The sequence below is a fragment of the Phyllobacterium sp. LjRoot231 genome (assembly GCF_964253365.1).
Lineage (GTDB): Bacteria > Pseudomonadota > Alphaproteobacteria > Rhizobiales > Rhizobiaceae > Phyllobacterium.
On record NZ_CAXUQT020000004.1, the window covers coordinates 208,030 to 232,698 of the forward strand.

Genomic DNA, 24,669 nt, shown 5'->3' on the forward strand with positions numbered 1-24,669 from the left:
CGCCCGATGATCAAACTCAAGGCATTACTGATTTTCGGCATCGCCTGGTTTCTCCTGCACCTCGCCGTGGCTGTCATCCGTTTGATGCAAATGCTTTACCGCCACCATTTGATCAACGCGCGGCAGGCTGATTATTTCTGCCGCACTGCCAAGTCGTTGGAGCGGCGTGCGGATCGGCTCGGCTTACATGAGCGAAGGTAGTCAACTCACAGCAGCGTAAAGTTAGGGCCACCGGGTTCATACGGCGGCCAAGAGGTCGGTCGCGTTGCGCCAGTTTTGCGCCATTCGGCACGTTTGCGGGTAATCTTGCACATCGATGATCATCACCAGATTGGCCACAGGGTGGCGATCTAGATCGCATGTCGCCGCGGTTTGAACCTGTATGTCATCGGGTTGCCTCAGAATCCACGGCGAGCGCTTGCGCCGCAACCACGGCGTCATTGACACTGTAGCTGCTGCGGGCCAGCAGATGGTCAGCACGCCCGGACATCAACAGGTCACGGACATGGTCGTGCACGCGGGCGTACTGCACCGGCAATCCTGCCGCATACATTGCGGCGTCGAACTCGATCAGGGCATCCAGCCCGGTGCTGTCGAGATCGAAACACTCTTCGAGGCTGACGACAACCGCTTTCGTCGCCGGATCGGCACGCGAACGTGCGGCGATCAGCGCCAGAACCCGTTCGGCATTGGCGAAAAAGAGCGGTTCGGCCGGACGCCAGATGACGATACCGGGAGGACTGTCGGCGTCTGCATGGCGTGCGCGATCGACATAATTGCGTGTGGCTCCCAGTTGTCCCAGTTGCGCGATATAGGGCGTCGCCAGACGCCGCACAAAGGCTGCCAGCGATAGGGCTATCGCCAACAGCATACCGTTCAGCACCCCCAGCGGTGATGTCAGGTTAAGTTTTCAGGTTACAAGGATGGTCGCCCTGTTGATTTCAGGCGAGTGCTTCCGTCACGGCTTGCCACTCTGCCATGGCGTTCAGGCGGTGGAAATAAATCTGGCATGCCGAACGTTGTGAATGGGGTGGAACGAAGAGGTTGCGGACGGTCGAGAAGATCGAGATAAACCGTTGCAAGCTTCCTGATGATCGGAAGCCCTGCATTATTCTCTCGCGTTTTCGCAGCGGCAGATGTGAATTCTCCGCCCGGTTGTTCAATCCTTTGTGTGACCGATGCTCAACGTTGGGCATGACCTGGCGTCTGGCGGCTCCATAGGAGCGCAACTTGTCGGTGATCATGCGCTTCGGCAGGATACCTTGCTTCCTCACAAGCCGTGTCAGCAACCGCCGTGCAGCCTTGGTGTTGCGCCGGTTTTGAACGATTTCGTCGAGGACATATCCATCCTGATCGACGGCACGCCAGAGCCAGTGTCTTTTACCATTGATGCTGACGACGGCTTCGTCCAGATACCAGATATCTTGTGATGATGGAGGCTTTCTTCGAATGCGTCGAGCATATTCCGGCCCGAACTTTCGTGCCCACTGTCGGATCGTCTCATACGACACCTTGATTCCACGCTCGAGCAGCAATTCCTCGACGTGCCGCAGGCTCAAGGGAAAACGATAGTACAGCCACACCGCATGAGCGATGATGGAAGCAGGAAATCGATGGCGTTTGTAACGAATGGAAGGAACATTCATCCTGCGGCGATTACATCCGAAACCGATGACGAAACGTTAACCTGACATCACCCACTGGTTATCTACTGCAACGCGGCATGCAACAGTAAACGGCAAACATCTCACTGCGAATCGAGTCCGGTGACGGGCGCCGTGAAGATACCGTTAGGCAAAAAAGATCAGCACTGTGCCTTTTTCAAATCAATTCGTGTGCGAGGTTGAAAAGTTGACGTTAACGATCGTGACTATTGATGGGATTCAAGTCGAAAGGCTTGATCGGACCAGGCCGATTATGACAGCGCTTTGGCGTCATCGGCAGGCAAGGCGCGAAATCAGCTGCATTATCAGCGCTCATGATGAATTCGAAAAGTCTGGCAAAGATTGCTCCCGGTTAGAGATGCGTCTGGCTGCAGCAATCGGCGCTGAACAATCAGCCCGCGCCGCGGTGCTTCAAATTCCTGTTGAAACTTTGCAAGACGTTGCCGCCAAGGCTGAACACATACACTCGCTGCTCTTGGAGGGAGAGGACGCTTTTGATAGAGCCGAGTTGGACATGCTTTTGCGTTCGCTAATCCAGGCTGAACAGCCTTCGCAGTTCCTTTGAGAACCCGCTCAAGGGGAAAGATATCCTTCCATTGTCGAGAGAGCTTGTCCCCGAATTTTTGGGCTCGGGCATTTCTGTGGCGCTGCCTTAGGGGCAGACCAAGCCGCTTCGCGGAAGAAGGTGCCTTGTCTATTATCTCAAATAGTGGTGTTCGCGTGGACGATCCAGATAATGAGCGGCCACTCGTCGCTTTGGTTCGCGAGCACGTAGCTGGGCAGGACGTTGCGTGGATTGTCAGCACACATGCCGAACGTGAGAAGCGGAGATGAGGGTGAGGATAGTTTCAGTGAAAGGATTGGGATAGACCCATACCGGAATAACTGGACGACCGCACTGAGTAGACTGATATGTGCTTGGCGCACATTGAAAACTCTAGCATTTTCAATTAGTTAACGAAAATCGCATAACGCCAATTATGGAACTGAGGCTTGCAAGTTCACGTTCATATAAAGTCGGCCGGTCAGAGACTTCCAAGCCATGCGAACAAGCCGGGGAACCTGATCGAAAGCCAGTTGATGGCAAGCAATAGAACGACAGCAACGACACCGGAAACCACCATTCCATCGGTGTTCTTGCGTGGCGCCTTATTCAGCTCTTCATAGCCAACCATGTCGGAAGTGATCCTATTGCGGTCGAGATTATAATCATAACGCTCGGTCATTGGTTCGTTCCCTGCTTGGACGTTTGCTCAGAATTGAGCAACGTCTGAACGGGGTGCGGGAACCGATAGGCCCACAAGCCCTCGCCGGACGATTTTGCGGTCAATTCGGCAACAAGGTAATTCATGTCAACAGGTTTGCCATCTGGAAACGCGGCAGAAAACGCGTACCCCGACGATATAAGAGCGGTGCCTATATCGATTGTGGCTCCGGACATGTTAACTGCGCAAACGCTGAATATTGCGTTGTCGCGCGCTTTGCCTATCGGCTGGCACGAAACGGCTCCCGTGGAAAGGATCGCGCCAAGTCGAGCAAGCGACAGCGAACCGCAATCCACTTGCTTGCCATCTCTGGCCAAGGCGATTGTGCCGCTCAAACAGGATTGCACGCCATAGAGGCGGTACAATTGACCGCCTGTTTCCCAACTATCGCCCGTTTCAAGGGTGACGGCCTGAGGCACGACAAAGCTTCTCAAAGTCGCTTGATCCTGGGCGAATGCGCTTGTTGGTAAAACCGCAACCAATAGTGCAGCGAGTCGGTTATTGGCCCACATTGCCCAATCCCATCTGCTTGCCCATGACGGCTGATTTGAGAAGGTCGGGACGAAGCGGCTTGCCGTCTTTGGTAAGGCCGATGCTGGCCAATCCCTGAAAGACCATGGAATCATCATCGTTCGATACCGCGTAGGGATCAAGGTTCGTACCTGTGCCAACGAGCGCGTAGCACGATACAGGATCGGGCGTTCCGGGTGTCGGCGTCAAGACAAGCGTCTTGCACAAAACAACGCTTGCGCGGTCGTTGTAGACAGCGCCGGCATAGTCCTTTGCGGCGTCTTTACAATTCCATGTCTGTTGTGCGTTATAGATGACCTTTTGAGAAGGACAGGAATCGAGGCCACGCAAGACGTACGCCTTGCCATTGATTTTGCGGGTGATGTCAGGTTAACGTTTCGTCATCGGTTTCGGATGTAATCGCCGCAGGATGAATGTTCCTTCCATTCGTTACAAACGCCATCGATTTCCTGCTTCCATCATCGCTCATGCGGTGTGGCTGTACTATCGTTTTCCCTTGAGCCTGCGGCACGTCGAGGAATTGCTGCTCGAGCGTGGAATCAAGGTGTCGTATGAGACGATCCGACAGTGGGCACGAAAGTTCGGGCCGGAATATGCTCGACGCATTCGAAGAAAGCCTCCATCATCACAAGATATCTGGTATCTGGACGAAGCCGTCGTCAGCATCAATGGTAAAAGACACTGGCTCTGGCGTGCCGTCGATCAGGATGGATATGTCCTCGACGAAATCGTTCAAAACCGGCGCAACACCAAGGCTGCACGGCGGTTGCTGACACGGCTTGTGAGGAAGCAAGGTATCCTGCCGAAGCGCATGATCACCGACAAGTTGCGCTCCTATGGAGCCGCCAGACGCCAGGTCATGCCCAACGTTGAGCATCGGTCACACAAAGGATTGAACAACCGGGCGGAGAATTCACATCTGCCGCTGCGAAAACGCGAGAGAATAATGCAGGGCTTCCGATCATCAGGAAGCTTGCAACGGTTTATCTCGATCTTCTCGACCGTCCGCAACCTCTTCGTTCCACCCCATTCACAACGTTCGGCATGCCAGATTTATTTCCACCGCCTGAACGCCATGGCAGAGTGGCAAGCCGTGACGGAAGCACTCGCCTGAAATCAACAGGGCGACCATCCTTGTAACCTGAAAACTTAACCTGACATCACCAACCAGTGCTATGCAGTGTCATCCGTCCAGTCACAGCACGAATCTGTTGGCAATCCTAGGTATCAGGTTGATACCTATATTGACATTTTTCGTTGTGTTACCCGTTTTCGATGCAGCTATGAGACGAACATGCAAAACAAAATATTGATCATCGAAGACGATGATTTCTACAAGGACGCGCTTGTTGAACATTTCAAAACGGCATTCAAGGGTTATGTCGTCTTGAGCGCCGCTACGTTCGAGATCACGAAGGTGGCTCTAAAAGACCATTCGTTTGCACTCATCGTTATCGATCCCGGCTTGCCAGATTTCGGCGGCACCGTAGAATCGGAAGACGTTCGACTTAACGTTGTCGAACACATCATCAATGCAAGTCCCACGGCCATCCATATTGTTATAACGGGGCGCTTTTCCAGCAAGGAAGCCGAGAAATGCCGAAGGCTCGGCGCGAGGGCTTATCTTGGGAAATTTGGGCTCAATGCACCCACCCTCGCCGATGTAAAGGACAAGCTGCCCACTACTGATTTCCTGCTTCATCGGGGAACAATGACTTCCAGTGTAGGCAAACCGGACGTACATTATCCCGAACTCACCGCAGTTGAGGAACAATGCTTGAATTGGGTCGCATCGCGCCCAGTTGGCATGAAGAGAAAAGAATTATTCGACCTGATGGCAAAGCACTTTCATATGAAAGGCCCTGAAATAGCTGAGCAAAAGTACAAGCGGGCCCGAAGCAAATTTATCGCCATCCCCGCCATTACCACCACCGCCGACGGTTGATCATAAGGAAATCTCATGCGCCAAAGCAAGGTCCCTCTCATCGTGAGCCTTCTGCTCGTTTCCGGTTTATCGCTAGCGAACGCGGCCTATGACGATCCGAATGTCCTTTCTGTGGAAAAGGAAGGGGGTAAATCTGTCGCCACATATAGCGCTCAAGAGTTGACCAAAACGTTCCCGCCTAAGATCATTGAAACGAATACACCGTGGACCAATGGAGCAATACGCCGATATCGCGGCGCTTCCCTTAAGGAAGTTCTAGCTAAGAATGGTTTATCCGATGCCACGATCATCGAGGGCATCGCACTCGATGATTATCAAGCCAAGTTAGAGATGAACGAGATCAATACCTTCGATCCTATCATCGCAACCGAGATCGGTTGCACGGACGCAGATCGATCAACGACGGTTTGTGCAACTGGACAGGAATTCAGGCCACTGACTGATGCAGATCGCGGTCCCTATTATGTCGTGTGGCCGTACGATCAGTTACCTAAGGCGTCGGATCCCGGCGATAACTCCCGTTGGATCTGGTTCCTTGTTGCCCTACGACCAGAATCCTGACGTTTTCTCTCCGTCAAATTCGTCCGCTCCGAGTCACAGGTCCGGAGCAGTTTTTGTGCTGCCAACGGCGAAGACTGTGGTGTCGATAGTGTCGAAACATGTTCGGGGCTTATGGCCTCTACCTACTGTATCTGGCTTTCCCGGTCTTTATCGCGGTCGCCTGCTGGTCGTTGCTGCAAACTGACATCTACAGGCGCGAAGCCTACCGCATCATCTCCGAAGTCAATGAAGTTCAATGGAGAGCTTCGCAGATTCGCGAAAAGACTGTTTCGGCCATGGGATGGACGCGCCTGGCACAGGAAACAGGCAAGAACGACTATCTGCAGCGCATCAAGCGGGAAACCAGTTTCCTGAGCATAAACATTCAAGACCTCATATCGCAGGATTACGCCACCCACATCCTACCCCAGGAGGATATTGATCATCTCAATGGCATGCTGGATCTCGTTAACAACGCGATCAAGCCGCAATTGTCCGAAGGTGCCGAGTACGCAACGATTCTTTCTGAATTTGATACGATCTGGACCAACGTTGTGCCGATCACGACCACAGCGGCCAGTCTTGGCCGGACCTACAAACGGACGGCCGACCTCGACCAGCAGGCATTCCGCAACAGTTTCCTGTTGGCGTCAGCCTCGGCGATGGCGATTGCTGTCATGATCTTCTTGATCCTGCGCAACCGCAGCCAAGCTCGTTTCGACAGTCATGTGCGCCATTTCGCACTTCTCTTCTCGCACATGACCTACACACGCATCAATTCCCTCCACACGTACGTCCATGATACGTTGAATCATACATCCTTTCCGGATTTCACCCGGTTGAGCAAGGCGCGGCAGAGGACGACGGACCTTTCCATCGTCAATGATTGGCTGGCGCGAATTGCCTACCCGAAATACGACCCGGACGGAACACCGATCGTTTCCTTGGACACCATCCTCATGGATGTGTGCAAACCGGACGGCAATACAATCTCGCCAACGGTCGTCTCTGATGGTACGGCGCGTCAATCACTCGTTCCGCATGCTCAGTTCTTCCTCATGGTGCAGGAGCTCGTTCGAAACGCGAAAGACTCAGTGGCCGACAGAGATATGCCGGAAATCTACGTTCGTGCCAACGTCAGAAATGGGCCGTTTTTCGGCAAAAATTTGGTGGTGTCGGTTGAAGACAATGGCGTCGGCATGTCACCGGACCACATCAAGAAGGCGACGACGCCATTTTTCTCGTCCAAAGGCGAATCCCGACGCAACAGTGGTCTCGGCCTCACTGGCTGCGCTCGGCTCGTGGAAACTATGCATGGGCGACTGACCATCCAGTCTAAGTTGGACAAGGGGACGACTGTCACAATCTCTTTGCCTATGGGCAGTCTGAAGAATTTCATTCGATAATCGATCGGTGGCAACATCATCAACAGACGCGTCATGACCCCTTTTGCGGGTTCTCAGCGCGTGACCGATGCACTAGAGAAGTGAATGCTCGAGCTCAAAGTGACATTAATTGGATTGGCAGAGGTAATCTCAATATGGGTTTTTTGAACGTCCATGGCCTTGAAGTGCCGGTTTCACAAAGTGATGTACCCGCAGCTATCTGGTCCAGCCTAATCGATGATTCCTATCGCGCAAATGCTGCAAATTTGGTGGTTAAAACGGTCCAGCCCAACGATCGCGTGCTCGAACTTGGAACCGGACTTGGCATTATTTGCTCGCTCCTTGCTGGTTCCGATGGCGTCCAAGTCTGGTCGTTCGAGGCAAATCCAGAGGTCGCAAGTCTTGCTGAAAGGGTCATCCGTGCGAACAACCGCACGAATGTCATCGTTGCCCAAGGACTTCCAATGCCTGGCCCTTCGAGGCAAATCACTTACTACGCCCGTGCAGAGACTTGGATGTCATCTTTTGCAAAAGAACACGGCCCATATGCGAAAGCTCATTCGTTCTCTTCAATCGACGTCAATGATTTCATCCAGCAGCACAACATCAACTTTATTGTCATGAACATTGGCGGTGCCGAACTAGAGTTTGTGAAGCATGCCCACCTGAAGAACATAGAACGGATTTTTTTGGAACTGCACGACCATCTCTATGGACTGGATGGCATTAGAAAAATTACCGATGAGTTGATGGATAAAGGCTTTGTGTATAACCCGCGATTATCAGACGGTACCGGCGTTACCTATTCGCGCCTCCGGGAGTATCACTGAAATCGCCGGCGCGTGAGCCCTTCGAAACTCTCCAGACCACCTCTACAAAAATCCGTTTGGTAAGGTGCGATTTCGGCTTATCCGCCAACACGAGTTCAAGCTTCTCGAGCGATCCTGCTCTTCCCAACGCTCGGTAAAACTGAGCCGCAGCCTGGCGGCTCAAACCAAGCTCATTAGCGACATCCCACACATAAGGGTACTTCACCTTCATCTGTGAGGAAGCATTTGGCACTTTGGATTGCTTCCCATTGATAACTCCGCCGCCGATCTTAGCATCCGCATTGTGAAGGATTTGGTTCACTCTTGAGGTCGTCAGCGCATGGGTTTGAGCTATCGCAGCCATGGTTTCCCCGCTGAGATAACTCTTAACGATAGCGATGTTTCGTCTGAAATTTGGGCTCTGCCTCAATAGCGCTGGCAGCTTTTCAATGATGGCCGATTTTTTCGGAGTGGTCAGAGCGCGATCCATTTCATTGCGATTAAACATTTCCCCATCCTAACCGAAAGTTCCAGAAAACCCCAATTATTGCGGGTTTTCACATTCTGCGCCTCACTGTTTAGAATGCGGCTTTATTCTCCCGCTCTTGATCGCCTCGACCAGCATTTCAAAATCGTCAAAGTTCCTCAAGAACCGTATGCCCTGGTCTGCTTAAGGCTTCCTTCAGATCCAACATCCCTTGCAACTCCGATTTGTCCCCACATTGGCTAGCTTGCTTGAGATACCGAATAGGTCACAAGCCTCTTTCCTGCTGGTCGTCGCGACAAGAAATTCACGGCGTCCGTCGTCCAGCGCGTAAATCTTGAGCTTTGCCATTGCATTTCCTGCCATCGCGAACTTGTCCCCTGCCCCTGATCCAAAGCAACACCTCGAACGTTTGCCGAAGGACAATTCATCTGTCTCAATCAATCCCGGACTGCAATCACGCCAGAATCGCCCTCGGCTTTGCCGTCCGGATACCCATAGCATCAGCCAGATCGGCTATTTATACGGCATCGCCAGTCTCGTGCGCGGGTATTTTTTCTAACGAACCTATTTGATCCGAGTGTAATGTTTCCCACCGCACAACAGGTCTCAAAGCCTCACTTCTTGTCGGCGGGACTGCAATACACGCTTTGCGTGACGGTCAGGACCACGCCTGCCTTGGGCTCAATCATCGCCCCCGTCCATGTCTGTGAGTAGGTGCGGCTTGCATCGACCGGCGTCAGCCAGAGAACACGATTGTCTGCCAGTTCGATTTTCACCTCGGCCTGCAGCGGACTGTCGACAACTGTCTGTTTGTAATGGCGCTTGATCTTCACTGGTCCTGTCGGAAACACGACGCTGCTGTTTTCATAGTCGAGTTGGAATCCGTCGGTGGCGGCTTCGATGCTGTCACATTTTCCGCCGCGTTCACACACGGTGTTTGAGGTTGCCTTACAGACCCAAAGATAGCCAGACGCCCACATAGGATTGCTCGATTGTGCCATCACAGGTGCCGCGCCGGCGGCGGCGCCAATCGCAATCATCATGACGAAACGCTTATGTTTCATTAGTCGGACTGACCTCCTTCAGCCCTACCAGCAAGGGACGGCCATCACGAATCATGCCGCCGCTTGAATGCGCGAAGTAAAACGCGATGGTTGAAGCTGCGACCCGCAACGCTTCCTCCATTCCGTCCCGCTCCGCTAAGTCACGAAGGGCAATCGCGTAGGTGTCTATGATGGAGTCAAGATTGTTCATTCTGTGATATTATAGTATCAATTTCTGATGTGCAACGTGATCGATTTTTATACGAAGACCTGAAGAAGTTAGAGCACGACTTTATTCCGGCTGGTACGTTCACGAACATGCTGACGAAGATCGCTGATCTAGTAGCCTCCCCTCCCCCGCAGCGCGCCGCCCTTAACCAATCGATATTCAATGGCCGTGACCGCGATCCATGCCGGGATCTCGTCGTTAAACCTGCGTGCAATTCGCTGGCCCCGAGAAAACACGCCTTGCAGTGTCAACGAAGTGATATTTTAATATCGTTTATTTTGATATTTTAATATCATCTTGAGGCTATGGTCCATATGTGCCTATGCTGGCTAATCATCGACTCATGGAGGTTCATGAAGAATACAAAAAAACCGGCGCGGAGGCCGGGTTTTTCTTAAGGGGTAAGATAGGAATTGGCGTTCCCGATATCGCACCCAACAAACTTTACCGCGATACTAATCACATCCCCAAATCGAAGCAATAGAAAAATGCGCGTTCGCGCCACGGATTTTCTTTGCCTACCGCAAGGGGAAAGTGTGGTGACAATTCATAGTGAAATGAGCCAGTGGCTTGCCGACATTACGACGGTGAAGCAGGTTGAGCATTTTGTCAGTTTGCTATGGCGAGGACATGCCGAACAGCAATTAGACGACGATCAGGCGCAGGCGCTCGCCGAGGCCGCACGCATGGTCCGGTCGAAGCTATTGGCGGCGCGGGAGCAACGTTTGCCCCCTGCCCGGACCTATTTTCCGCAACGACCGCAATCGGAAAGATCGCGCGAGCAAGCGGCCAGTGGACCGCGGTGCCCTGCCCGGTGGGCAAGGAAGCGGCGTCTTGGTGATATGGCGGCATTACCGCCCCACGTTCGCGATAGCTTCACAGAAGGCGAGCGGGCGGCACTCTATATCATCGCCGCTGATTGCCGACAGCATGGTTCTTGCCAATGCAGCATCAAGGAAATAGGTGATCGGGCGGGTGTCGGCATCACGACGGTTCGCAATGCTTTGCGGCGTGCACGGCTAATGCGTCTCATCGGCACAACGGAGCGCCCTCAGTGGCGCGCGAAACACCTTACAAATGTCGTGAAAATCATCTGCCCCCGCTGGACTTCATGGCTTCGAAAATTTCGCCCGAACCTTGGTCTTAAATTCTATCCAATAGGGTTCAATAAACCAAAGCCCTCAGGAACCGGTGGTAACAAAAAAACAACAAACGGACAGCCGACTTACAACCGTTCAGATGGCCCTTCGGGCGGCTTCCAGCCGTTTGCTAGGCGCAAACCATCTTCCGGTTGACGGCTGAAGCGCTTAACCAGAAAAGACAACACCTGGTCGAACCGACAAAGGGGCTTTGAAGAAAGCCTCTCGAAAACGCCTGCGCCCCGGCAAGGGGAAATGAGAGCCTAGATTTTACCGAAGAAGAGTTGTTGAGGTGTCAGCCGCAAGCGGTCGGCCATCTGCTCGATCGTATCGAGCGTCAGATTCTGTTCCGCCCGTTCCGTCTTGACGAAGGTAACGACAGTCACACCGATGTGCTGTGCCAGTTCCTTCTTGTGGAGATTGTGCTTGCGCCGGTAGTGGTCGACCGCGCGGGCAATGTGTTCTTTTATCTGCTGTTCGTTTTGTGATCTGGTCCACTTCTCAGTTTTCGGGAACAGCAATTCGGCAATGCTGATATCAAGGGCGCGGCTGAAGAGTGATAACGTCTTCAGCGTGAGATTGTTGTCGCGGCGCATGGTTTTGAAGTAGGTCCGGTAGCTGAACTTTTCGTCCTCGGCAAATGACGTTATGAGCGCCACGAAATCCTGCATCGAAAGGTGTCTTCGGGCACGCTCGGCAGCTAAAACCGAAGCGATCTGTGCCCTCATGGGACTATCAGAATGATCGACCACTGCTAACCTTTGTCTGCCACGCACCACTTTTAGGACCTCATAAAAATCACCTCTTGCAAAACCGAGAAAGATATTAAAGTATCATTTATCGGATCAGCGTAAGGGCAAACCGTTGAACAAATCTCTGATATTCGCCGCCGCTGCTATTGCGGGGCTCACCTTGCATTCCAATGCAGCGTCAGCCGATGATTGGGGCTGCCAAGTTCTCCTGTGTGTTTCCGGTGACTGGCGGGGAACGCCAAGTTGCCACCCACCTATGTATAAACTCATTGCCGCAATGAAACTTCCCGGTTTCTCTTGGCCCACCTGCCCTTCCGCCAACTCGTCCGGAGCGAGACTGGAACCTTACGAAGATTGCCCCGCTGGCTGGTCTCCTGCAAGTGGAGGAGACACCGGTGGAGATAGTGTGCGTCAGCGAGAACACGACATCTGCAAGCGATCGCTTGGTGTATGCTCGAAGGCATCTCGAAAAGCAGCATCATTTGCAGTCGGGAATGGCATCGAAACCAAGTATGAAGCCTATGGCCACGACGGCAACCAGTGCCGCATTGTCCAAACCCGACCGCGCAATCAGCGCGAGAAGCCTTATTACATCGAATACACCGATGCTCACGACCTACGTCAGCGAGCTTGGTTCAACCTGAATAATTAAGGTTGCCAGGTACCTTTCACCCCTCCCCTTTTGGCTAGGATAATACAATTATTTTAAGATTAACAAGGACCTAACTCACACTTTCCTTCGGAGGTTTATACCTATGCGCAGCATCAATCGGTTCACAGTTAACGGGAATGTTGGTTCAGTCACTTCATTCGAGAAAGCGGCGAAAGTGAATGTCGCCACTGATCGGTCCTGGACCAACGACGCAGGCGAGAAACAGACAAAGACAGATTGGGTGACGGTCACGATTCTTGATGAACGGCAGGCCGCCTGGGTGGTCGAGAACGTTAAGAAGGGTCAGCCGGTCATTGCGGAAGGACGGATCGGCAATTCGTCTTATGAGAAGGCGGGTCAAACCGTATATTCTACCGATCTGATTGCAACGATCTTCAATGCGTTTCCTGCCACAAGCGACGCAAGCGAGTAAGCTCGGGCGGTTTCACACCGCCCTCCCCTTCTGTTTGTAAAGTTTGCCGCTGACACTCTTGTTCCGCCTTAATATTCATTATAGAATATACGAATATACGTATCATGAATATACGAGAGTGGAAAAACGCTATGTCCCTTTATATCCGAGACAGCGACGTTGATGCGCTGGCGAAACAAGTCCAGAAGGTGATCAAGGCCCCGAATAAAACTGAAGCCGTGCGGATAGCCCTGCAACATGAGCTTGATCGCGCGCAAAAGGTATTGCCACTACGCGACCGCATCAAAAGATTTCAGGATATGGGGAAAGAGTTAGGGCCAGACGACGCCAGCTTGGACATGAAAAAATTCATGGATGATATGTGGGACGGCATCTAATGTTCCTGGACGCATCTGCCATTATCGCAATCATCGGCGATGAGCCGGAAGCCGGCTACCTCATCGCCAAGATCGAAATGACGACGAAGCCGATTTATTATTCGTCACTGTCGGCATACGAGGCCATTATCGGTTTTGCCAGAAAGAAACGAGATGAGACGATCGGCGATCAGCATCCGATTCCACCGCAATTGATTGACCAAGCCCAAAAGATCGTTGAAGGATTTCTTGCCGAACTTAAAGCGAAGGAAATAGCAATCGAAATAGCCATGCATCGCAAGGCTGTCGAAGCCTGCCGCACGTATGGCCGTGTCGTGGCGCATCCAGCAAGACTCAATTTTGGCGATTGCTTTGCTTACGCCTGCGCTAAGACTCACCACATCCCCCTGCTCTACAAAGGCGATGATTTTTCGCAGACGGACATCGAGGCGGCTTGACGCAAATCCCGACTTAGGTCGGCTGTAATTATTGCCATTCGGCCCGCTACTGCATCTAGACTCCAGGCAAGCTGCCCGTTGCTTGTTGTGCGATGAACAATATGGGGTACAGAAAACTAAAGAGCATCAAAATAAAAAATCCGAAACAAACTGCCGCAGCAACATTGCGGAGGAAGGCATTCCCAAAAGATTCGGCGATGACGTTGGTGAAGAGCATCGAAATCTCAAATGCTAACAGAACCAATGAGAGGAAAAGTAGTACGATTCTGTCACACCGCCAGAGCTGGCAAACGCACCTTTTGCTAGATATACGTATTTGAAAATCAATGCTAAAAATCCCAAGCGCGTCAGCGCGCCGGCGAAATCTGAGATGATCTTCATGAAGCCGTAAGGTCGTTTGACGTTTTCTCTATTCATAGAATGTCCGGTGAACGTTGGTTTCATCGAATATGTACGACTGACATTTCTTTCCACTTCGGCATCTAAGGCTATGCGGGGATCCGCTGCAACCGAAGCGTCAACTTGTTTCCCGGACTGGTCAGCGTGCGGTGCAGTTTGAAGCAAACCTTCAGTGGCGAACCAAGAGATAACTGGATCTATCCGACCAGTGGGTAATTAAGCGGGACAACTGGCTTTGCCGTCGAACGGCAACCAGGATCGCCTGACTATCGGAGGCGAAAGCATCCGCCGACATCGAAGGCGCGTGCTGGCAACAATCTTGAGGTGGGCATTTTGAAAAGTCTTCCCCTGAGGCACAGTCACATCCATGCTCTAGTAGGTCTGCGGTCTAGCTAAGACTGCCGCCCTGTGGATTGTCAGCTGACAATTGTTGAAAACAGTCCACCAAATCAATAGGCTAATAGTAGTTCGAGTATCGAGTTAAGACTTTGTTAACTTAATAGTTCTTGACCGGATCAAGGACTCAGTTCAATTTGCGCGAAAATCGTCATTTAACTCGTTTTTGCGTGAATGCCAGTGAACAGCACCGAAGCACTAAAAGCACGGCAGTCGAACCAGCCGGCAATAGATGAAACGATCTGGGCGGATTCGCAGGCGCTCGGATCGCAGTTGCAGTTGCTTCGGGAACGCCTGTTTCCGCCGGAGGCCGCAAAACAATTACGGCGTTTTTCGAGCGCAGAAGTTGCAAAGCTTATAGGAGTGACAGAAAGTTATGTTCGCCACTTGGCGCTTGCAGAAGATGGCCCCGTCCCCGAGAAGGCTCCGAATGGCAAACGTGCATATACGCTCGATCAGATTCACGCGTTAAGGCGCCATCTGACTAAAGGCAAGACATGTTACGTGCCCGGCCGTACCTTGGGTGAACACCTACAAGTTTTAGCGGTTACAAATTTCAAAGGCGGCTCGGGGAAAACTACTAGTGCGGCACATCTTGCCCAATATTTTGCATTGCGCGGATACCGAGTTTTGGCGGTAGATCTTGATCCGCAGGCGTCCATGTCAGCCTTATATGGATATCAGCCAGAATTTGATGTCGGTGACAACGGCACACTATATGGTGCGATCCGTTATGACGACGAGCGGCGTCCTCTGAGCGAAATAGTCCGGCATACATACTTTCCTGGTCTCGATCTTGTGCCCGGGAACCTCGAACTTCATGAGTTTGAACACGATACACCACGCGTGTTGTCGGACAGAAATCGCGATCCCGATGGCCTCTTTTTCATGCGGGTGTCCAACGCGTTGGAAAGCGTGGGAGATAATTACGACATTGTCGTCATCGATTGCCCGCCGCAACTTGGTTTCCTGACCATGTCTGCATTGTGTGCGGCGACGTCTGTATTAATCACGGTACATCCGCAGATGTTGGATATTGCCTCGATGAATCAGTTCCTTGCAATGACTTCACAGCTTCTGTCAGTCGTAAGAGAGGCGGGCGGCAACCTACAGTATGATTGGATGAGGTATCTCGTGACTCGCTACGAGCCTCATGACGGCCCGCAGGCACAAATAGTGGCGTTCCTTCGCAATTTGTTCAGTGAGCGAGTTTTGACTTCTATGATGGTAAAATCGACGGCCATTTCCGATGCCGGCTTATCCAAGCAAACAATCTACGAAGCCGGGCGCGAAACGATGAACCGGCAGACCTATGATCGGGCTGTTGAATCCATGGACAGCGTAAATGCTGAAATCGAAAGCCTCGTGAAACTAGCTTGGGGGAGGGCAGTGACATGAAGGGAAGGGACGTACTCCGTGATCTCGTTGGCGCTGGCAGGCCCTCGCCCACCACAGTAGAAATGCCTCACGCACGGCCAGCAGGAGCGGTCAAGGCGATGAGCCTTGGTTTAGATCGTCTTACCGAAGAGGCGGCTGCTGCAAAACATCTTCGCGAAGCGCTCGCTAGCGGCGATAATGTTGTCGAGCTTGAACCGGCATTGATCGATTCCGCAACGATCCTCGATCGAATCCCATTTGATAGTGACCCCGAATTCAGCGAATTGAAATCGGCGATCGAAATAAATGGCCAGCAAGTGCCCATCCTCGTCAGACCACATCCACACGACGCGAAAAGGTTTCAGGCGGCGTACGGCCATAGACGAATTAGAGTCTCGTTGGAGCTTGGCTGCAAAGTTAAGGCGATCGTCAAACAACTGTCTGATCATGAACTGGTGGTGGCACAAGGCCAAGAGAATGGCCCTCGTCTCGACCTAAGTTTCATTGAGCGGGCGCTATTCGCTTCGCGCATGGAGGAGAACGGCTTCGATCGTGAAACCGTATGTGCTGCTTTGGGGATAGACAAGCCGGAGGCGTCTCGTTTGCTGTCAGTGGCGAACGCTATCGACACCGAGATAATACTTGCGATTGGCCCTGCACCCAAAGTCGGCCGACCACGGTGGTTGGCTTTGGTGTCAAATTTGCAAAAAGACGAGGCGAAATCACGCGCCTACGTCACTGTGAGTACCTCGACATTCAAGGAAGCCAATTCAAACGCGCGATTTGGACTCGTGTTCAACGCTGCTGGCAGTAAGCCCATTGTCGCTAAGGTAAAGCCAAAATCTGAACTCAGAGTGCGTGGTGAGAGAATTGCCTGGCTCGAAAGGAAAGGCAAGCAACTTCGCCTTACCAGCGACCAAGCTGCGTTCAACTCTTTTCTCGAGCGGAAAATCCCGCAACTTTTGTCGGAATTCGAAGCTGAGTCATCATCAACTATGCCGAAATCAAAAAAGGGAGATGTCATTGAAAAATAGAAGTTTTCGATAAATTGTCAGCTGACAATTGCATTGAATGATACTTCGTATGGGATAACCGCAAAAGAAAAAAGCCCACCAAAACATCGCTGCTCGGAAGGCTTCTCTCATATCGTGTCGCAGCGTTGAGAATCGCATTTCCAAGAATCAGTGTCAAGAGTCTTGATCGTCGTTTTGGCGAGCGGAAGTCTTTTGCCTTTTTGAAAAGGTGAACGGAGATGCTTGGGAATATGATAACGACGCCCTTTGGGCGGCGAGCGATGTCGTTTGCGCATTTGAAGGCACAAACACAGGCGCAGGAGATCGATGAAGGCAAGACAGCCGACAAGTGGCAGGTCTATCGCTGGTTGTGCGAAGGCAAGGAAATCGTCGGCGTCGGCGACCGCTCTCTGGCTGTCCTCAACGCCTTGTTGTCGTTCCTGCCCGACAATGAACTGTCTGCGGAAAACGGCTTGGTGGTCTTTCCCTCAAATGTCCAGCTCTCCATGCGTGCCCACGGCATGGCCAACGCGACCTTGCGCCGCCATCTCGCAGCATTGCTGGAATGCGGCCTGATCACCCGCAAGGACAGCCCGAACGGCAAACGCTATTCGCGCAAGGGCAGGGGAGGGGAGATCACCGACGCGTTCGGCTTCTCCTTGGCGCCGCTGCTGGCACGCGCAGAAGAGCTGCAGCGGGCCGCGGAGAGCGTGCGCGCTGCGTTCATGGCACTCAAGCTCGTCCGCGAGCGCATCACGCTTCACAGGCGCGATATAGGAAAGCTCATCGAGGTTGCCGTCGAGGAAGATGTTCCCGGCGACTGGCGAACGATCTGGAAGCGGTTTCGGGCAATTGTCGAGGCAATCCCGCGTCAGGCGGTGCTTGCGGCCCTGCAGCCGGTTCTGAGCGATTTGGCGGCTCTGCACGACGAAGTAGTTATCCTGTTGGAAAAACACGTAAATGCTGAGAATCCGAGCGCCAATGAGTCTCAGAATGAACCGCAGCAACAGAATTCAAACACCGACTCTAATTCTGACTTTGAACCTCGCTTCGAAAAGAACCAAGGGACAAAACTCGAGCTGGTAAAAGCCAGGGCTGAGGATGCAGCAAAAGCCTATCCGCTGGGATTAGTGATGAAGGCCTGCCCGGAAATCGCCGATTATGCCGCGAGCGGGATCAGCAACTGGCGGGAGTTGATGGCCACTGCAGCACAGGTGAGGGGGTATCTAGGCATTTCGCCCTCGGCCTATGAGGATGCCCTTGATGTCTTTGGCCAGGAGAACACCGCCATCGTCATTGCCTGCATCCTGCAGCGAGCCCAAAACATCAATTCCGCCGGGGGTTATCTGCGGACTTTGACCGAAAAGGCGAGGGCAGGGGAGTTTTCCGTCGGGCCGATGCTGATGGCGGCTTTGAAGGCAAATGGCGTGCAGCCGCAGCTGGTGACGGCGACATGACGGATCCAACGGGATATCGGTTTGCCGGCGCCCCTAGTTACCGTTCAGAGCAGGCGGCGCCGCTTCAACCGCTCCGGGAGGCGCCTGGTTCGGCAGCGGATCATCCCTCGAGAACAATGCCAATGTTCCCAACAGCGCGAAAAAGATCAAAAGCGCGCCGACTACACCGCATTGGTGTATCATCGTGCATCTCCGTTCTTGCCATAACCGGCATAGGCACGAAGGGTTACCTATCTTTTAAATTTTCCGAGATTGACGGACATCGGTGAAGGCTACCGCATAGGTTCCAAATGTCAGAGCATGAACTTGGCAACTGGATGGTAGTGCGCCACAGCCGGAAGGAGTTGCGCTTGATGGGCGCTTGCAAATTGTGGTTTGGATCAGACTGTGCGGTTTTGGTTTGAATGCTTCTTGGCCGGTATCCGGCTTTGTCCGCCGCCGTTGCTTCCCGGTGTTTCGAGATAGCTCTCGTATGTCTTCCGCACTTGACCTGCGGCCCGTTGCTTCGATGTCTGGTCACCGCTCACTATACCTTGGCGGAATTGGGAATGGCCAAGCAGAAAAATCCAGCGCCAGCGGCCGCTAAGTGAGCCTCCATCGATGCGATAGATCCGACCGATATCAATTCCATTAGGCGCTACGGCTGTGAATTCGTGCGACTCTTCATCTGATCCAATGCAGGTTTTTTGCCAAACGATGTCATCCATAAATCTCAAACTCCGTTTGGGCCAAATTGTTTCACACACGGCGAGGCGCCGGTAAATCGTTATATCGAGGGACGGAGATGGCGTCGCTAAGATCAACCGGATCGCATCTGCAGATGGTGCCGAAATGATTAGACAATGCAGCTGCTATGGCAGAACAAGCCCGAGCTTCTTTGCCCTGTCGAGCAGGTTTTTGACCGACGAGGCTGCCCAGGTGGAAGAGCCTCGCGGCGTGCGTTCATGCATCGCCTCGAGCTGACTGGCAATATCGCGCATGGCTAGATCCGGATTGGCGTTGGCGATGCCTGTAATCAGCATCATTAGCCGGTCTTGAGGTGTGCGGCGAGGGGAGGGGCGTATCAGCCCGGGATCAGCCAGGCCCTCACTGACAAGGCGTTTAACCGAATGACGCAGGCGATCGACCGACCATTTCTGACCGCTCTCCCGGTTGAGGCTGCGCGCCACGTCTTCCCACGGATGGTCGGGCCGCATGCGCTGGACGACAGGCAGCCAGGACGGCATGGTCGCGGTCAGATCCGCCAGATGGCCGCGCTGGCGAGCCCGCGATGCTTTCGCAATGGCTTCAGGCCTCCGCTCGCGCAGCCCGGGATTGCCGGGCAGTTTGCCACGCGCCTTGGCGGCGTTGATCCCTGCCTTGGTGCGCTCGGAAATCAGCGCGCGCTCCAACTGGGCGACAGCACCCAGAACCTGCAGCGAGAACATTCCCTGCGGCGTCGATGTATCGATCGGATCGTGCAACGAACGGAAATGCGCACCCTTGTCCTCCAGTTGCTCGATGACATGCAGCAAATGGCTCACCGAACGGGCCAGCCGATCGAGCCTCACCACGATCAGGACCTCGCCGGCATTGATTTCGCGCACAAGTCTCGCCAGCACCGGTCGGGCGCGCGAAGCGCCCGAGCCCTGCTCCTCGAAAATTGTGTGACAGCCAGCGGCTTTCAGCTCGATCAGCTGCGCTTCATTGGTCTGCTCGTCCGTGGACACACGCGCATAGCCAATCAGACGCGGCTTTGGTGGGAGTTTCATTCCCAGATTCTAGCTACAGAGTGGCGTTTGTACAATATCGGAAGTTGTGAGTAAACGGTCGTTTGAAAATGCCGATAATAGGCGAGCTGGCATCTCTACAGGCGGCAAAACGCCCGAAATACAAGGAAAACGGGCGTCTGGGCAGCGGGCGAGAGGCGCTATCCCTCGATCACTGTTCAGCCGGCAGTAAGTTTCGTGGCTGCTTCCAGTGTGCTGAGTTTACAGTCCGATAAGATGAAGCTAAGCTGCAGTTAAGTGCTGTTGGATGAAAAACATTAACGTAAACAATGGATTAATGGACGGAGAGTGCTCGCCATTGCAATAGTATCGGAATGGGCGCAGCTTTATGCGGTCTGTGGCTTCTGACTAACGATTTCAAGTTGAAGCGCTTAGCCAGAAATTGGGTGTCGATTTCGGGCTAAGGACTTCAATTCTCAGCGTGCAGGCGGTGCGTAAACCTATGTAGAACAATGAATTGCTCGCAAATGACCAGGAACAATGGTCAATCTCGATTTTTCTGCAGCAGTATCCGATGTGCTACCAATTCGCTGCCCTTCGCCTGAGCTACTTTCTAACGATCTCAATGGCTTGTCGAATTGAAATGCCTAACCAGAAAATTGAAATCCTTAGCCCGAAATCAGCCTCAGAATACCCGAAAAATCCAACAACCATATGACGTTTTCCGGATTGAAATGCTTAGTCAGAAGCCACACCCGGTGTGGCTTCTGACTAAGCATTTCAATTTGAAACGGTAAGTCAGAAATCCGGCGTTGATTTCTGACTTAGGATTTCAAATCGGACAGCGGGATGCGGGGAGGCTGGAAACCTTAACTTCTGTGAATCCAATGTGTTAGGGGTAGGACGGGTTGAAAGCTGAGGAATTGGCCCCGAGCGGCGGTGCTTCGGAAAAAATGCCAAATTGTAGGCCATAGCGCAAAGCTGCTGCGCGAGAAACTGTTGGAATCACAATGGCTTGTAAAGATGCAATAGCTAACCGGAAATCTGAAATTAATAGCCCGAAATCAGCCGGCAAATATCACCTAACATCAACAGGCATATGACGTTTCCGGAATTGAAATCCTTGGTCAGAAGCCACACCCGGTGTGGCTTCTGACCAAGGATTTCAATTTGAAGCGGTAAGCCAGAAATCGGGTGCAGATTTCTGGGCTTTGTCGCAAACTCTTCGGTAAGAGCGCGCGATCTATCTATCTCCGGTGAAACTTCGGAGATGTCAGATGTTCAAAGGACGTCATTTCGACCAGTCGTGATCCTGCTGTGTGTACGCTGGTATCTGGCTTACAATCTTAGCCTGCGCGATCTCGAAGAAATGATGGCTGAACGCGGCTTGAGCGTTGACCATTCCACTGTGCATCGCTGGATTATACACTTCTCGCCAAAGTTGCTTGAGTCCTTCAATCGGCGCAAACGCGCCGTTACCGGCAAATGGCACGTCGATGAGACGTATATCAAGGTCCGCGGTCAATGGATGTATTTGTATCGTGCCATCGACAGCGTCGGGGACACAGTTGAGTTCTTCTTCAGCAAAAGCCGTGATCTGCCTGCGGCCAAGCGCTTCTTCAAACGAGCATTGGAACGGCATGGCCGGCCGGATCGCGTTGTTATCGACGGCAGCCAGACAAATCGCGAAGCGATCCGTTCCTGTGATACGACTAACCGATTGAAGGCAAAGGCCAGCAGCAGGACCAAGTCTATCAGGATCAGGTCGAGTAAATACCTCAACAACCGGATCGAGCAGGATCATCGGCGCATCAAGCGTCGTGTACGATCAATGCTTGGTTTTAAGTCTGAGGCAACGGCGGCCATTATCTTGGCAGGCATCGAGATGATCCACATGATGCGCAAGCGACAGGCGAGGTATGCCTACAATCCCAGTCCGTCCATCGCCGAGCAATTCACCATCCTTGCTGCATGACAATAGGTCATCGCTCCGTTCATTGTACCCATAGGGAAAATTTGCGACGGAACCTCTCGGCGACACCATCCTGCGACTGCAAGCTTTCGAAAGGGCCGGGGCTGACGTACTCTACGCGCCTGGCCTTAATGACCTCAGCACGATCCGGTTGGTTTGTGAGGCAGTGACGAAGCCGGTCAATATAGTAATGGGAATGCCGGGAGCAACATTCGGCGTGTCGGAGCTGGCGGATGCGGGCGTTAAGCGCATCAGCGTCGGTTCGGCTCCGGCGAGGCTATCCTTCGGCTTGTTCGTGAATGTGGCGCGGGAAATGCGATCAGCAGGGACCTTCTGCTTCTCAGAGCAGGCGATGGGATTCGCGGAATTGGAGGGGTTTTTCACCGGAGCGACGAAGGCATGAGAAGTTGCGGAATTCCAAAAACCGCTACGTGTCGGGAGTTAACCCGAAGCGGAAGTTCGTGTGATCCGGTCCGTTGCGGACAGACACGTGTACTGAGTTTGAGCAAAAGCCTGATTCCGGCTAGTTGAAGGACCGAAGGTCACTGGTCGATCTTTGAAGGAGTTTGAAGTTGCAAAGGCCCGCTCGGCTAATGAGCTGTGGCGACCCGATGCGCGATCCTCAGACGGAAGCCATTATTGCCGGCTCAGTCGAAGCGCCGCTGCCCGGCGATGGCCCTCCATACCCTCTGTGCGACTTTGCCGTACCGAAGGGGGAGCGACCGCAGCCACACCGCGCTCATCGAGCCATTGGTGGGTGCACACCTTGACGTATGAACCTACCCAGAGACCTCCGGTGTAACGTCCTGCGGCCATGGTCGGAAGCGTGTGATTCGTCCCGCAGCACTTGTCAGAGTACACAACGCTCGCAAGTTTCCCGATGAAGAGAGAGCCATAGTTGCGCAATTTTGCTGCCGTGGAATGGGCATCGCGTGTGTGAACCTCAAGGTGTTCCGCCGCGATATGGTCCGAATACTCAATCATTGCGGCTTCATCAGCACAAACGGTGATCTCACCATAGTCACGCCAGGCGGCGCCGGCGACGTCGGCCGTAGGCAGTGTTGCCAGCTGGCGTTCGACCGCCTCCAGTGCAGCCTCCGCGAGTTTTTGATCGGTTGTGATAAGGCCAACGCGGGTCCTGACATCGTGCTCGGCTTGCGCCAGAAGGTCGGTGGCGATCATCTCCGCGTCGCCTGTTTCGTCGGCAACGATATAAATTTCGCTAGGGCCGGCTAATTGGTCGATGCCCACCTGGCCGAACACCTGCCGCTTGGCCTCATTGACGTAGGCGTTGCCGGGCCCGACGATCTTGTCGACGGCGGGAATGGTTTCGGTACCGAACGCCATGGCGGCAATGGCCTGCGCGCCGCCAACTTTGAAAACCCTGTCCGCACCCGACAAATGGCAGCCGGCAATCATGGCCGGATGGGCATTGGGCGGCAGGCAGGCGATAACCTGATCGCAGCCGGCGACCTTTGCCGGCACGATGGTCATGACGGGCGCAGACAGGATCGGGTACCGACCCCCGGGCACGTAGGCTCCAACGATCTCGACCGGAATGATCCGATGTCCGAGGTGCAGTCCCGGAAGGGCGTCGAATTCGAGGGGAAGTATGGTTTGGAGTTGCGCTTCGGCGAACGCCTTCACCCGCTCGATGGCAAACTCCGTGTCTTTCCGGGTCTGGGGGTCGAGGTTGGCAACGGCTTCCAGGCGGTCCTCGATGCTCACTTCGAACGTTGCAATATCGGACCTGTCGTAGGTGCGTGCATATTCTCCTACGGCGTCGTCTCCACGTGCACGGACATTCGCAATGATGTCCTTGACGGTGGCCTCGATTGCAGCAGTGTCCGTAGTCGAGAGGAGGCTTGGCTGCTTGAGATGCTTGATCTTGTCGTCCGTTTGGTTGAAGCGGTTTACCATTTGAATCTCTGGGTTACTCGTGGGAGGAATGTCGGCACAATCGCGCACCCGCCGGTTGACTGCAATTACTCCCGGTGCTTCTGTTCAGTATATTCACCAAAGGCGAGCGGTCTTATTTGGACTTCCGGCGGCAGAAAGTTTTGTTTTCGACGAGGCACTCCAACACTGAAAAGGAATCCATGCCAAAGATCGGCGTCAAATTGAGGGAGATGCGGCGCAGGCGCGATTTGGGCGTGCGTGAGCTGGCAGCGAGGTCCGGGATTTCTCATTCCACCATTTCCTTGATCGAACGGGACAAGATGAGTCCGTCGATCGACACGCTGAGTGCGGTGCTGGACGCTCTCGGAACGACGCTGCCAGGGTTCTTCAGCGATCTTCAGTCGAGCCTGCCGTACACGCCGTTTTATGGAGCGGAGGAATTGGTGGAGATCGGCAAGGTCGAAACAATCTCCTACCGCGTCATTGGCCTTAACCATCCCAACAGGCAACTTCTTATGCTGCACGAGACCTACGCGGTCGGTGCTGATACCGGGGAAGCGTTCGCCCATGCCGCGCAGGAGGCGGGAATGGTGATTAGCGGAGCAGTCGAAGTGACGGTCGGGGGCCAGAAAAAGATCCTGAAAAAGGGCGATGGGTACTATTTCGACAGCCGGCTCCCCCATCGCTTCCGCAATGTAGGCGAGGAGAGAAGCGAGATCTTAAGCGCGATAACCCCACCGACATATTGACGGGACGGGT

General features: G+C 53.3%; 29 protein-coding genes and 1 pseudogene. 18 read left to right on the forward strand and 12 right to left on the reverse strand.

The genetic code is table 11. The annotated features are described in order from the left end of the window. Positions 1 to 6 precede the first annotated feature (6 nt). Complete coding sequence (locus ACSQ3H_RS29575; RefSeq protein WP_436120602.1) at positions 7 to 201, forward strand: hypothetical protein; 195 nt, start codon at positions 7 to 9, stop codon at positions 199 to 201. Between the two features lie 184 nt (positions 202 to 385). Here the strand turns inward: ACSQ3H_RS29575 and ACSQ3H_RS29580 are convergent, their stop codons facing one another. Continuing rightward, positions 386 to 871 (reverse strand): sodium-independent anion transporter, encoded by a 486-nt coding sequence (locus tag ACSQ3H_RS29580; protein WP_436120603.1) that lies wholly within the window; start codon positions 869 to 871, stop codon positions 386 to 388. 70 nt (positions 872 to 941) lie between these two features. Next, positions 942 to 1,646: an IS6 family transposase gene (locus tag ACSQ3H_RS29585; protein ID WP_436120604.1), complete on the reverse strand. Its 705-nt coding sequence runs from the start codon at positions 1,644 to 1,646 to the stop codon at positions 942 to 944. A gap of 205 nt (positions 1,647 to 1,851) precedes the next feature. On the opposite strand from ACSQ3H_RS29585, the gene ACSQ3H_RS29590 reads away from it, so the two are divergent. Continuing rightward, positions 1,852 to 2,229, forward strand: coding sequence for a hypothetical protein (locus ACSQ3H_RS29590; RefSeq protein WP_436120605.1), 378 nt, complete (start codon positions 1,852 to 1,854; stop codon positions 2,227 to 2,229). 460 nt (positions 2,230 to 2,689) lie between these two features. On the opposite strand, the gene ACSQ3H_RS29595 is transcribed toward ACSQ3H_RS29590, so the two are convergent. Both ACSQ3H_RS29595 and ACSQ3H_RS29600 read right to left on the reverse strand, forming a co-directional pair. Next, entirely contained in the window at positions 2,690 to 2,890 is a 201-nt protein-coding gene (locus ACSQ3H_RS29595) for a hypothetical protein (RefSeq protein ID WP_436120606.1), read from the reverse strand. 537 nt (positions 2,891 to 3,427) lie between these two features. Continuing rightward, on the reverse strand, positions 3,428 to 3,790 hold the full coding sequence (locus ACSQ3H_RS29600) for a hypothetical protein (RefSeq protein ID WP_436120607.1): 363 nt from the start codon (positions 3,788 to 3,790) through the stop codon (positions 3,428 to 3,430). A 79-nt stretch (positions 3,791 to 3,869) separates the two neighbouring features. Here ACSQ3H_RS29600 and ACSQ3H_RS29605 point away from each other — a divergent pair, with 79 nt between their 5' ends. The 5 genes from ACSQ3H_RS29605 to ACSQ3H_RS29625 all read left to right on the forward strand — a co-directional run bounded on the left by ACSQ3H_RS29605 (position 3,870) and on the right by ACSQ3H_RS29625 (position 8,160). Further along, on the forward strand, positions 3,870 to 4,574 hold the full coding sequence (locus ACSQ3H_RS29605; RefSeq protein ID WP_436120604.1) for an IS6 family transposase: 705 nt from the start codon (positions 3,870 to 3,872) through the stop codon (positions 4,572 to 4,574). A 180-nt stretch (positions 4,575 to 4,754) separates the two neighbouring features. Continuing rightward, positions 4,755 to 5,405: a hypothetical protein gene (locus tag ACSQ3H_RS29610; protein WP_436120608.1), complete on the forward strand. Its 651-nt coding sequence runs from the start codon at positions 4,755 to 4,757 to the stop codon at positions 5,403 to 5,405. Positions 5,406 to 5,420: 15 nt separating this feature from the next. Next, complete coding sequence (locus ACSQ3H_RS29615) at positions 5,421 to 5,966, forward strand: hypothetical protein (RefSeq protein ID WP_436120609.1); 546 nt, start codon at positions 5,421 to 5,423, stop codon at positions 5,964 to 5,966. Between the two features lie 98 nt (positions 5,967 to 6,064). Beyond that, complete coding sequence (locus ACSQ3H_RS29620; protein ID WP_436120610.1) at positions 6,065 to 7,351, forward strand: ATP-binding protein; 1,287 nt, start codon at positions 6,065 to 6,067, stop codon at positions 7,349 to 7,351. Positions 7,352 to 7,485: 134 nt separating this feature from the next. Further along, complete coding sequence (locus ACSQ3H_RS29625; RefSeq protein WP_436120611.1) at positions 7,486 to 8,160, forward strand: FkbM family methyltransferase; 675 nt, start codon at positions 7,486 to 7,488, stop codon at positions 8,158 to 8,160. Here the strand turns inward: ACSQ3H_RS29625 and ACSQ3H_RS29630 are convergent. The 3 genes from ACSQ3H_RS29630 to ACSQ3H_RS29640 form a co-directional block, all read right to left on the reverse strand. Next, positions 8,129 to 8,647, reverse strand: a complete 519-nt coding sequence (locus ACSQ3H_RS29630) for a hypothetical protein (protein WP_436120612.1) — start codon at positions 8,645 to 8,647, stop codon at positions 8,129 to 8,131. The two genes, ACSQ3H_RS29625 and ACSQ3H_RS29630, sit on opposite strands and share 32 nt — an antisense overlap. Before the next feature lie 593 nt (positions 8,648 to 9,240). Next, entirely contained in the window at positions 9,241 to 9,690 is a 450-nt protein-coding gene (locus ACSQ3H_RS29635; protein ID WP_436120613.1) for a hypothetical protein, read from the reverse strand. Further along, positions 9,680 to 9,880, reverse strand: a complete 201-nt coding sequence (locus ACSQ3H_RS29640) for a hypothetical protein (RefSeq protein ID WP_436120614.1) — start codon at positions 9,878 to 9,880, stop codon at positions 9,680 to 9,682. The genes ACSQ3H_RS29635 and ACSQ3H_RS29640 overlap by 11 nt, the downstream gene beginning before the upstream one ends. Positions 9,881 to 10,311: 431 nt before the next feature. On the opposite strand from ACSQ3H_RS29640, the gene ACSQ3H_RS29645 reads away from it, so the two are divergent. After that, positions 10,312 to 11,193 (forward strand): hypothetical protein, encoded by an 882-nt coding sequence (locus tag ACSQ3H_RS29645; RefSeq protein ID WP_436120615.1) that lies wholly within the window; start codon positions 10,312 to 10,314, stop codon positions 11,191 to 11,193. A 107-nt stretch (positions 11,194 to 11,300) separates the two neighbouring features. Here ACSQ3H_RS29645 and ACSQ3H_RS29650 read toward each other — a convergent pair whose 3' ends face one another. Further along, complete coding sequence (locus ACSQ3H_RS29650) at positions 11,301 to 11,765, reverse strand: helix-turn-helix domain-containing protein (RefSeq protein WP_436120616.1); 465 nt, start codon at positions 11,763 to 11,765, stop codon at positions 11,301 to 11,303. 136 nt (positions 11,766 to 11,901) lie between these two features. On the opposite strand from ACSQ3H_RS29650, the gene ACSQ3H_RS29655 reads away from it, so the two are divergent. The 4 genes from ACSQ3H_RS29655 (at position 11,902) to ACSQ3H_RS29670 (ending at position 13,688) form a co-directional block, all read left to right on the forward strand. Continuing rightward, positions 11,902 to 12,441, forward strand: coding sequence for a hypothetical protein (locus ACSQ3H_RS29655; RefSeq protein WP_436120617.1), 540 nt, complete (start codon positions 11,902 to 11,904; stop codon positions 12,439 to 12,441). A gap of 103 nt (positions 12,442 to 12,544) precedes the next feature. Next, entirely contained in the window at positions 12,545 to 12,874 is a 330-nt protein-coding gene (locus ACSQ3H_RS29660; protein WP_436120618.1) for a single-stranded DNA-binding protein, read from the forward strand. Between the two features lie 131 nt (positions 12,875 to 13,005). Then, on the forward strand, positions 13,006 to 13,251 hold the full coding sequence (locus tag ACSQ3H_RS29665; RefSeq protein WP_436120619.1) for a type II toxin-antitoxin system VapB family antitoxin: 246 nt from the start codon (positions 13,006 to 13,008) through the stop codon (positions 13,249 to 13,251). After that, on the forward strand, positions 13,251 to 13,688 hold the full coding sequence (locus ACSQ3H_RS29670; RefSeq protein ID WP_436120620.1) for a type II toxin-antitoxin system VapC family toxin: 438 nt from the start codon (positions 13,251 to 13,253) through the stop codon (positions 13,686 to 13,688). The genes ACSQ3H_RS29665 and ACSQ3H_RS29670 overlap by 1 nt, the downstream gene beginning before the upstream one ends. Positions 13,689 to 13,743: 55 nt before the next feature. Here the strand turns inward: ACSQ3H_RS29670 and ACSQ3H_RS29675 are convergent, their stop codons facing one another. Continuing rightward, entirely contained in the window at positions 13,744 to 13,905 is a 162-nt protein-coding gene (locus ACSQ3H_RS29675; protein ID WP_436120621.1) for a hypothetical protein, read from the reverse strand. A gap of 752 nt (positions 13,906 to 14,657) precedes the next feature. Between ACSQ3H_RS29675 and repA the strand changes: the two genes are divergently transcribed. The 3 genes from repA (at position 14,658) to repC (ending at position 18,330) form a co-directional block, all read left to right on the forward strand. Next, positions 14,658 to 15,881 (forward strand): plasmid partitioning protein RepA, encoded by a 1,224-nt coding sequence (gene repA / locus ACSQ3H_RS29680; protein WP_436120622.1) that lies wholly within the window; start codon positions 14,658 to 14,660, stop codon positions 15,879 to 15,881. Continuing rightward, positions 15,878 to 16,894, forward strand: coding sequence for a plasmid partitioning protein RepB (repB, locus tag ACSQ3H_RS29685; RefSeq protein ID WP_436120623.1), 1,017 nt, complete (start codon positions 15,878 to 15,880; stop codon positions 16,892 to 16,894). Before repA ends, repB begins: the two co-directional genes overlap by 4 nt. A 218-nt stretch (positions 16,895 to 17,112) precedes the next feature. Further along, positions 17,113 to 18,330: a plasmid replication protein RepC gene (gene repC / locus ACSQ3H_RS29690; protein WP_436120624.1), complete on the forward strand. Its 1,218-nt coding sequence runs from the start codon at positions 17,113 to 17,115 to the stop codon at positions 18,328 to 18,330. A gap of 33 nt (positions 18,331 to 18,363) precedes the next feature. On the opposite strand, the gene ACSQ3H_RS29695 is transcribed toward repC, so the two are convergent. Both ACSQ3H_RS29695 and ACSQ3H_RS29700 read right to left on the reverse strand, forming a co-directional pair. Next, positions 18,364 to 18,513, reverse strand: coding sequence for a hypothetical protein (locus ACSQ3H_RS29695; protein WP_436120625.1), 150 nt, complete (start codon positions 18,511 to 18,513; stop codon positions 18,364 to 18,366). A gap of 668 nt (positions 18,514 to 19,181) precedes the next feature. Continuing rightward, positions 19,182 to 20,081, reverse strand: coding sequence for a recombinase family protein (locus tag ACSQ3H_RS29700; RefSeq protein ID WP_436120626.1), 900 nt, complete (start codon positions 20,079 to 20,081; stop codon positions 19,182 to 19,184). A 1,235-nt stretch (positions 20,082 to 21,316) separates the two neighbouring features. On the opposite strand from ACSQ3H_RS29700, the gene ACSQ3H_RS29705 reads away from it, so the two are divergent. Together ACSQ3H_RS29705 and ACSQ3H_RS29710 are read left to right on the forward strand one after the other, a co-directional pair. Next, positions 21,317 to 22,014 (forward strand): IS6 family transposase gene (locus ACSQ3H_RS29705; protein WP_436120627.1). Its coding sequence is split into 2 segments (ribosomal slippage): positions 21,317 to 21,344 and positions 21,344 to 22,014, totalling 699 coding nucleotides; the frame shifts between segments, so codons are not numbered across the junction. Between the two features lie 61 nt (positions 22,015 to 22,075). Next, positions 22,076 to 22,414, forward strand: a pseudogene (locus ACSQ3H_RS29710) (isocitrate lyase/phosphoenolpyruvate mutase family protein); the annotation flags it as partial. 233 nt (positions 22,415 to 22,647) lie between these two features. Here the strand turns inward: ACSQ3H_RS29710 and hisD are convergent. Continuing rightward, positions 22,648 to 23,931: a histidinol dehydrogenase gene (hisD, locus tag ACSQ3H_RS29715; protein ID WP_436120628.1), complete on the reverse strand. Its 1,284-nt coding sequence runs from the start codon at positions 23,929 to 23,931 to the stop codon at positions 22,648 to 22,650. A gap of 179 nt (positions 23,932 to 24,110) precedes the next feature. Here hisD and ACSQ3H_RS29720 point away from each other — a divergent pair, with 179 nt between their 5' ends. Next, positions 24,111 to 24,659, forward strand: a complete 549-nt coding sequence (locus ACSQ3H_RS29720; protein WP_436120629.1) for a cupin domain-containing protein — start codon at positions 24,111 to 24,113, stop codon at positions 24,657 to 24,659. Positions 24,660 to 24,669: the final 10 nt, after the last annotated feature.

Excerpts from the sequence above, each read along its gene's own strand:
- ACSQ3H_RS29575 (WP_436120602.1), top strand. The coding sequence starts at position 7 with ATGATCAAACTCAAGGCATTACTGATTTTCGGCATCGCCTGGTTTCTC.
- ACSQ3H_RS29580 (WP_436120603.1), bottom strand. The coding sequence starts at position 871 with ATGCTGTTGGCGATAGCCCTATCGCTGGCAGCCTTTGTGCGGCGTCTG.
- ACSQ3H_RS29585 (WP_436120604.1), bottom strand. The coding sequence starts at position 1,646 with ATGAATGTTCCTTCCATTCGTTACAAACGCCATCGATTTCCTGCTTCC.
- ACSQ3H_RS29595 (WP_436120606.1), bottom strand. The coding sequence starts at position 2,890 with ATGACCGAGCGTTATGATTATAATCTCGACCGCAATAGGATCACTTCC.
- ACSQ3H_RS29605 (WP_436120604.1), top strand. The coding sequence starts at position 3,870 with ATGAATGTTCCTTCCATTCGTTACAAACGCCATCGATTTCCTGCTTCC.
- ACSQ3H_RS29610 (WP_436120608.1), top strand. The coding sequence starts at position 4,755 with ATGCAAAACAAAATATTGATCATCGAAGACGATGATTTCTACAAGGAC.
- ACSQ3H_RS29615 (WP_436120609.1), top strand. The coding sequence starts at position 5,421 with ATGCGCCAAAGCAAGGTCCCTCTCATCGTGAGCCTTCTGCTCGTTTCC.
- ACSQ3H_RS29620 (WP_436120610.1), top strand. The coding sequence starts at position 6,065 with ATGTTCGGGGCTTATGGCCTCTACCTACTGTATCTGGCTTTCCCGGTC.
- ACSQ3H_RS29625 (WP_436120611.1), top strand. The coding sequence starts at position 7,486 with ATGGGTTTTTTGAACGTCCATGGCCTTGAAGTGCCGGTTTCACAAAGT.
- ACSQ3H_RS29630 (WP_436120612.1), bottom strand. The coding sequence starts at position 8,647 with ATGTTTAATCGCAATGAAATGGATCGCGCTCTGACCACTCCGAAAAAA.
- ACSQ3H_RS29635 (WP_436120613.1), bottom strand. The coding sequence starts at position 9,690 with ATGAAACATAAGCGTTTCGTCATGATGATTGCGATTGGCGCCGCCGCC.
- ACSQ3H_RS29640 (WP_436120614.1), bottom strand. The coding sequence starts at position 9,880 with ATGAACAATCTTGACTCCATCATAGACACCTACGCGATTGCCCTTCGT.
- ACSQ3H_RS29650 (WP_436120616.1), bottom strand. The coding sequence starts at position 11,765 with ATGAGGGCACAGATCGCTTCGGTTTTAGCTGCCGAGCGTGCCCGAAGA.
- ACSQ3H_RS29660 (WP_436120618.1), top strand. The coding sequence starts at position 12,545 with ATGCGCAGCATCAATCGGTTCACAGTTAACGGGAATGTTGGTTCAGTC.
- ACSQ3H_RS29665 (WP_436120619.1), top strand. The coding sequence starts at position 13,006 with ATGTCCCTTTATATCCGAGACAGCGACGTTGATGCGCTGGCGAAACAA.
- ACSQ3H_RS29670 (WP_436120620.1), top strand. The coding sequence starts at position 13,251 with ATGTTCCTGGACGCATCTGCCATTATCGCAATCATCGGCGATGAGCCG.
- ACSQ3H_RS29675 (WP_436120621.1), bottom strand. The coding sequence starts at position 13,905 with ATGCTCTTCACCAACGTCATCGCCGAATCTTTTGGGAATGCCTTCCTC.
- repA (WP_436120622.1), top strand. The coding sequence starts at position 14,658 with ATGCCAGTGAACAGCACCGAAGCACTAAAAGCACGGCAGTCGAACCAG.
- repB (WP_436120623.1), top strand. The coding sequence starts at position 15,878 with ATGAAGGGAAGGGACGTACTCCGTGATCTCGTTGGCGCTGGCAGGCCC.
- repC (WP_436120624.1), top strand. The coding sequence starts at position 17,113 with ATGCTTGGGAATATGATAACGACGCCCTTTGGGCGGCGAGCGATGTCG.
- ACSQ3H_RS29695 (WP_436120625.1), bottom strand. The coding sequence starts at position 18,513 with ATGATACACCAATGCGGTGTAGTCGGCGCGCTTTTGATCTTTTTCGCG.
- ACSQ3H_RS29700 (WP_436120626.1), bottom strand. The coding sequence starts at position 20,081 with ATGAAACTCCCACCAAAGCCGCGTCTGATTGGCTATGCGCGTGTGTCC.
- hisD (WP_436120628.1), bottom strand. The coding sequence starts at position 23,931 with ATGGTAAACCGCTTCAACCAAACGGACGACAAGATCAAGCATCTCAAG.
- ACSQ3H_RS29720 (WP_436120629.1), top strand. The coding sequence starts at position 24,111 with ATGCCAAAGATCGGCGTCAAATTGAGGGAGATGCGGCGCAGGCGCGAT.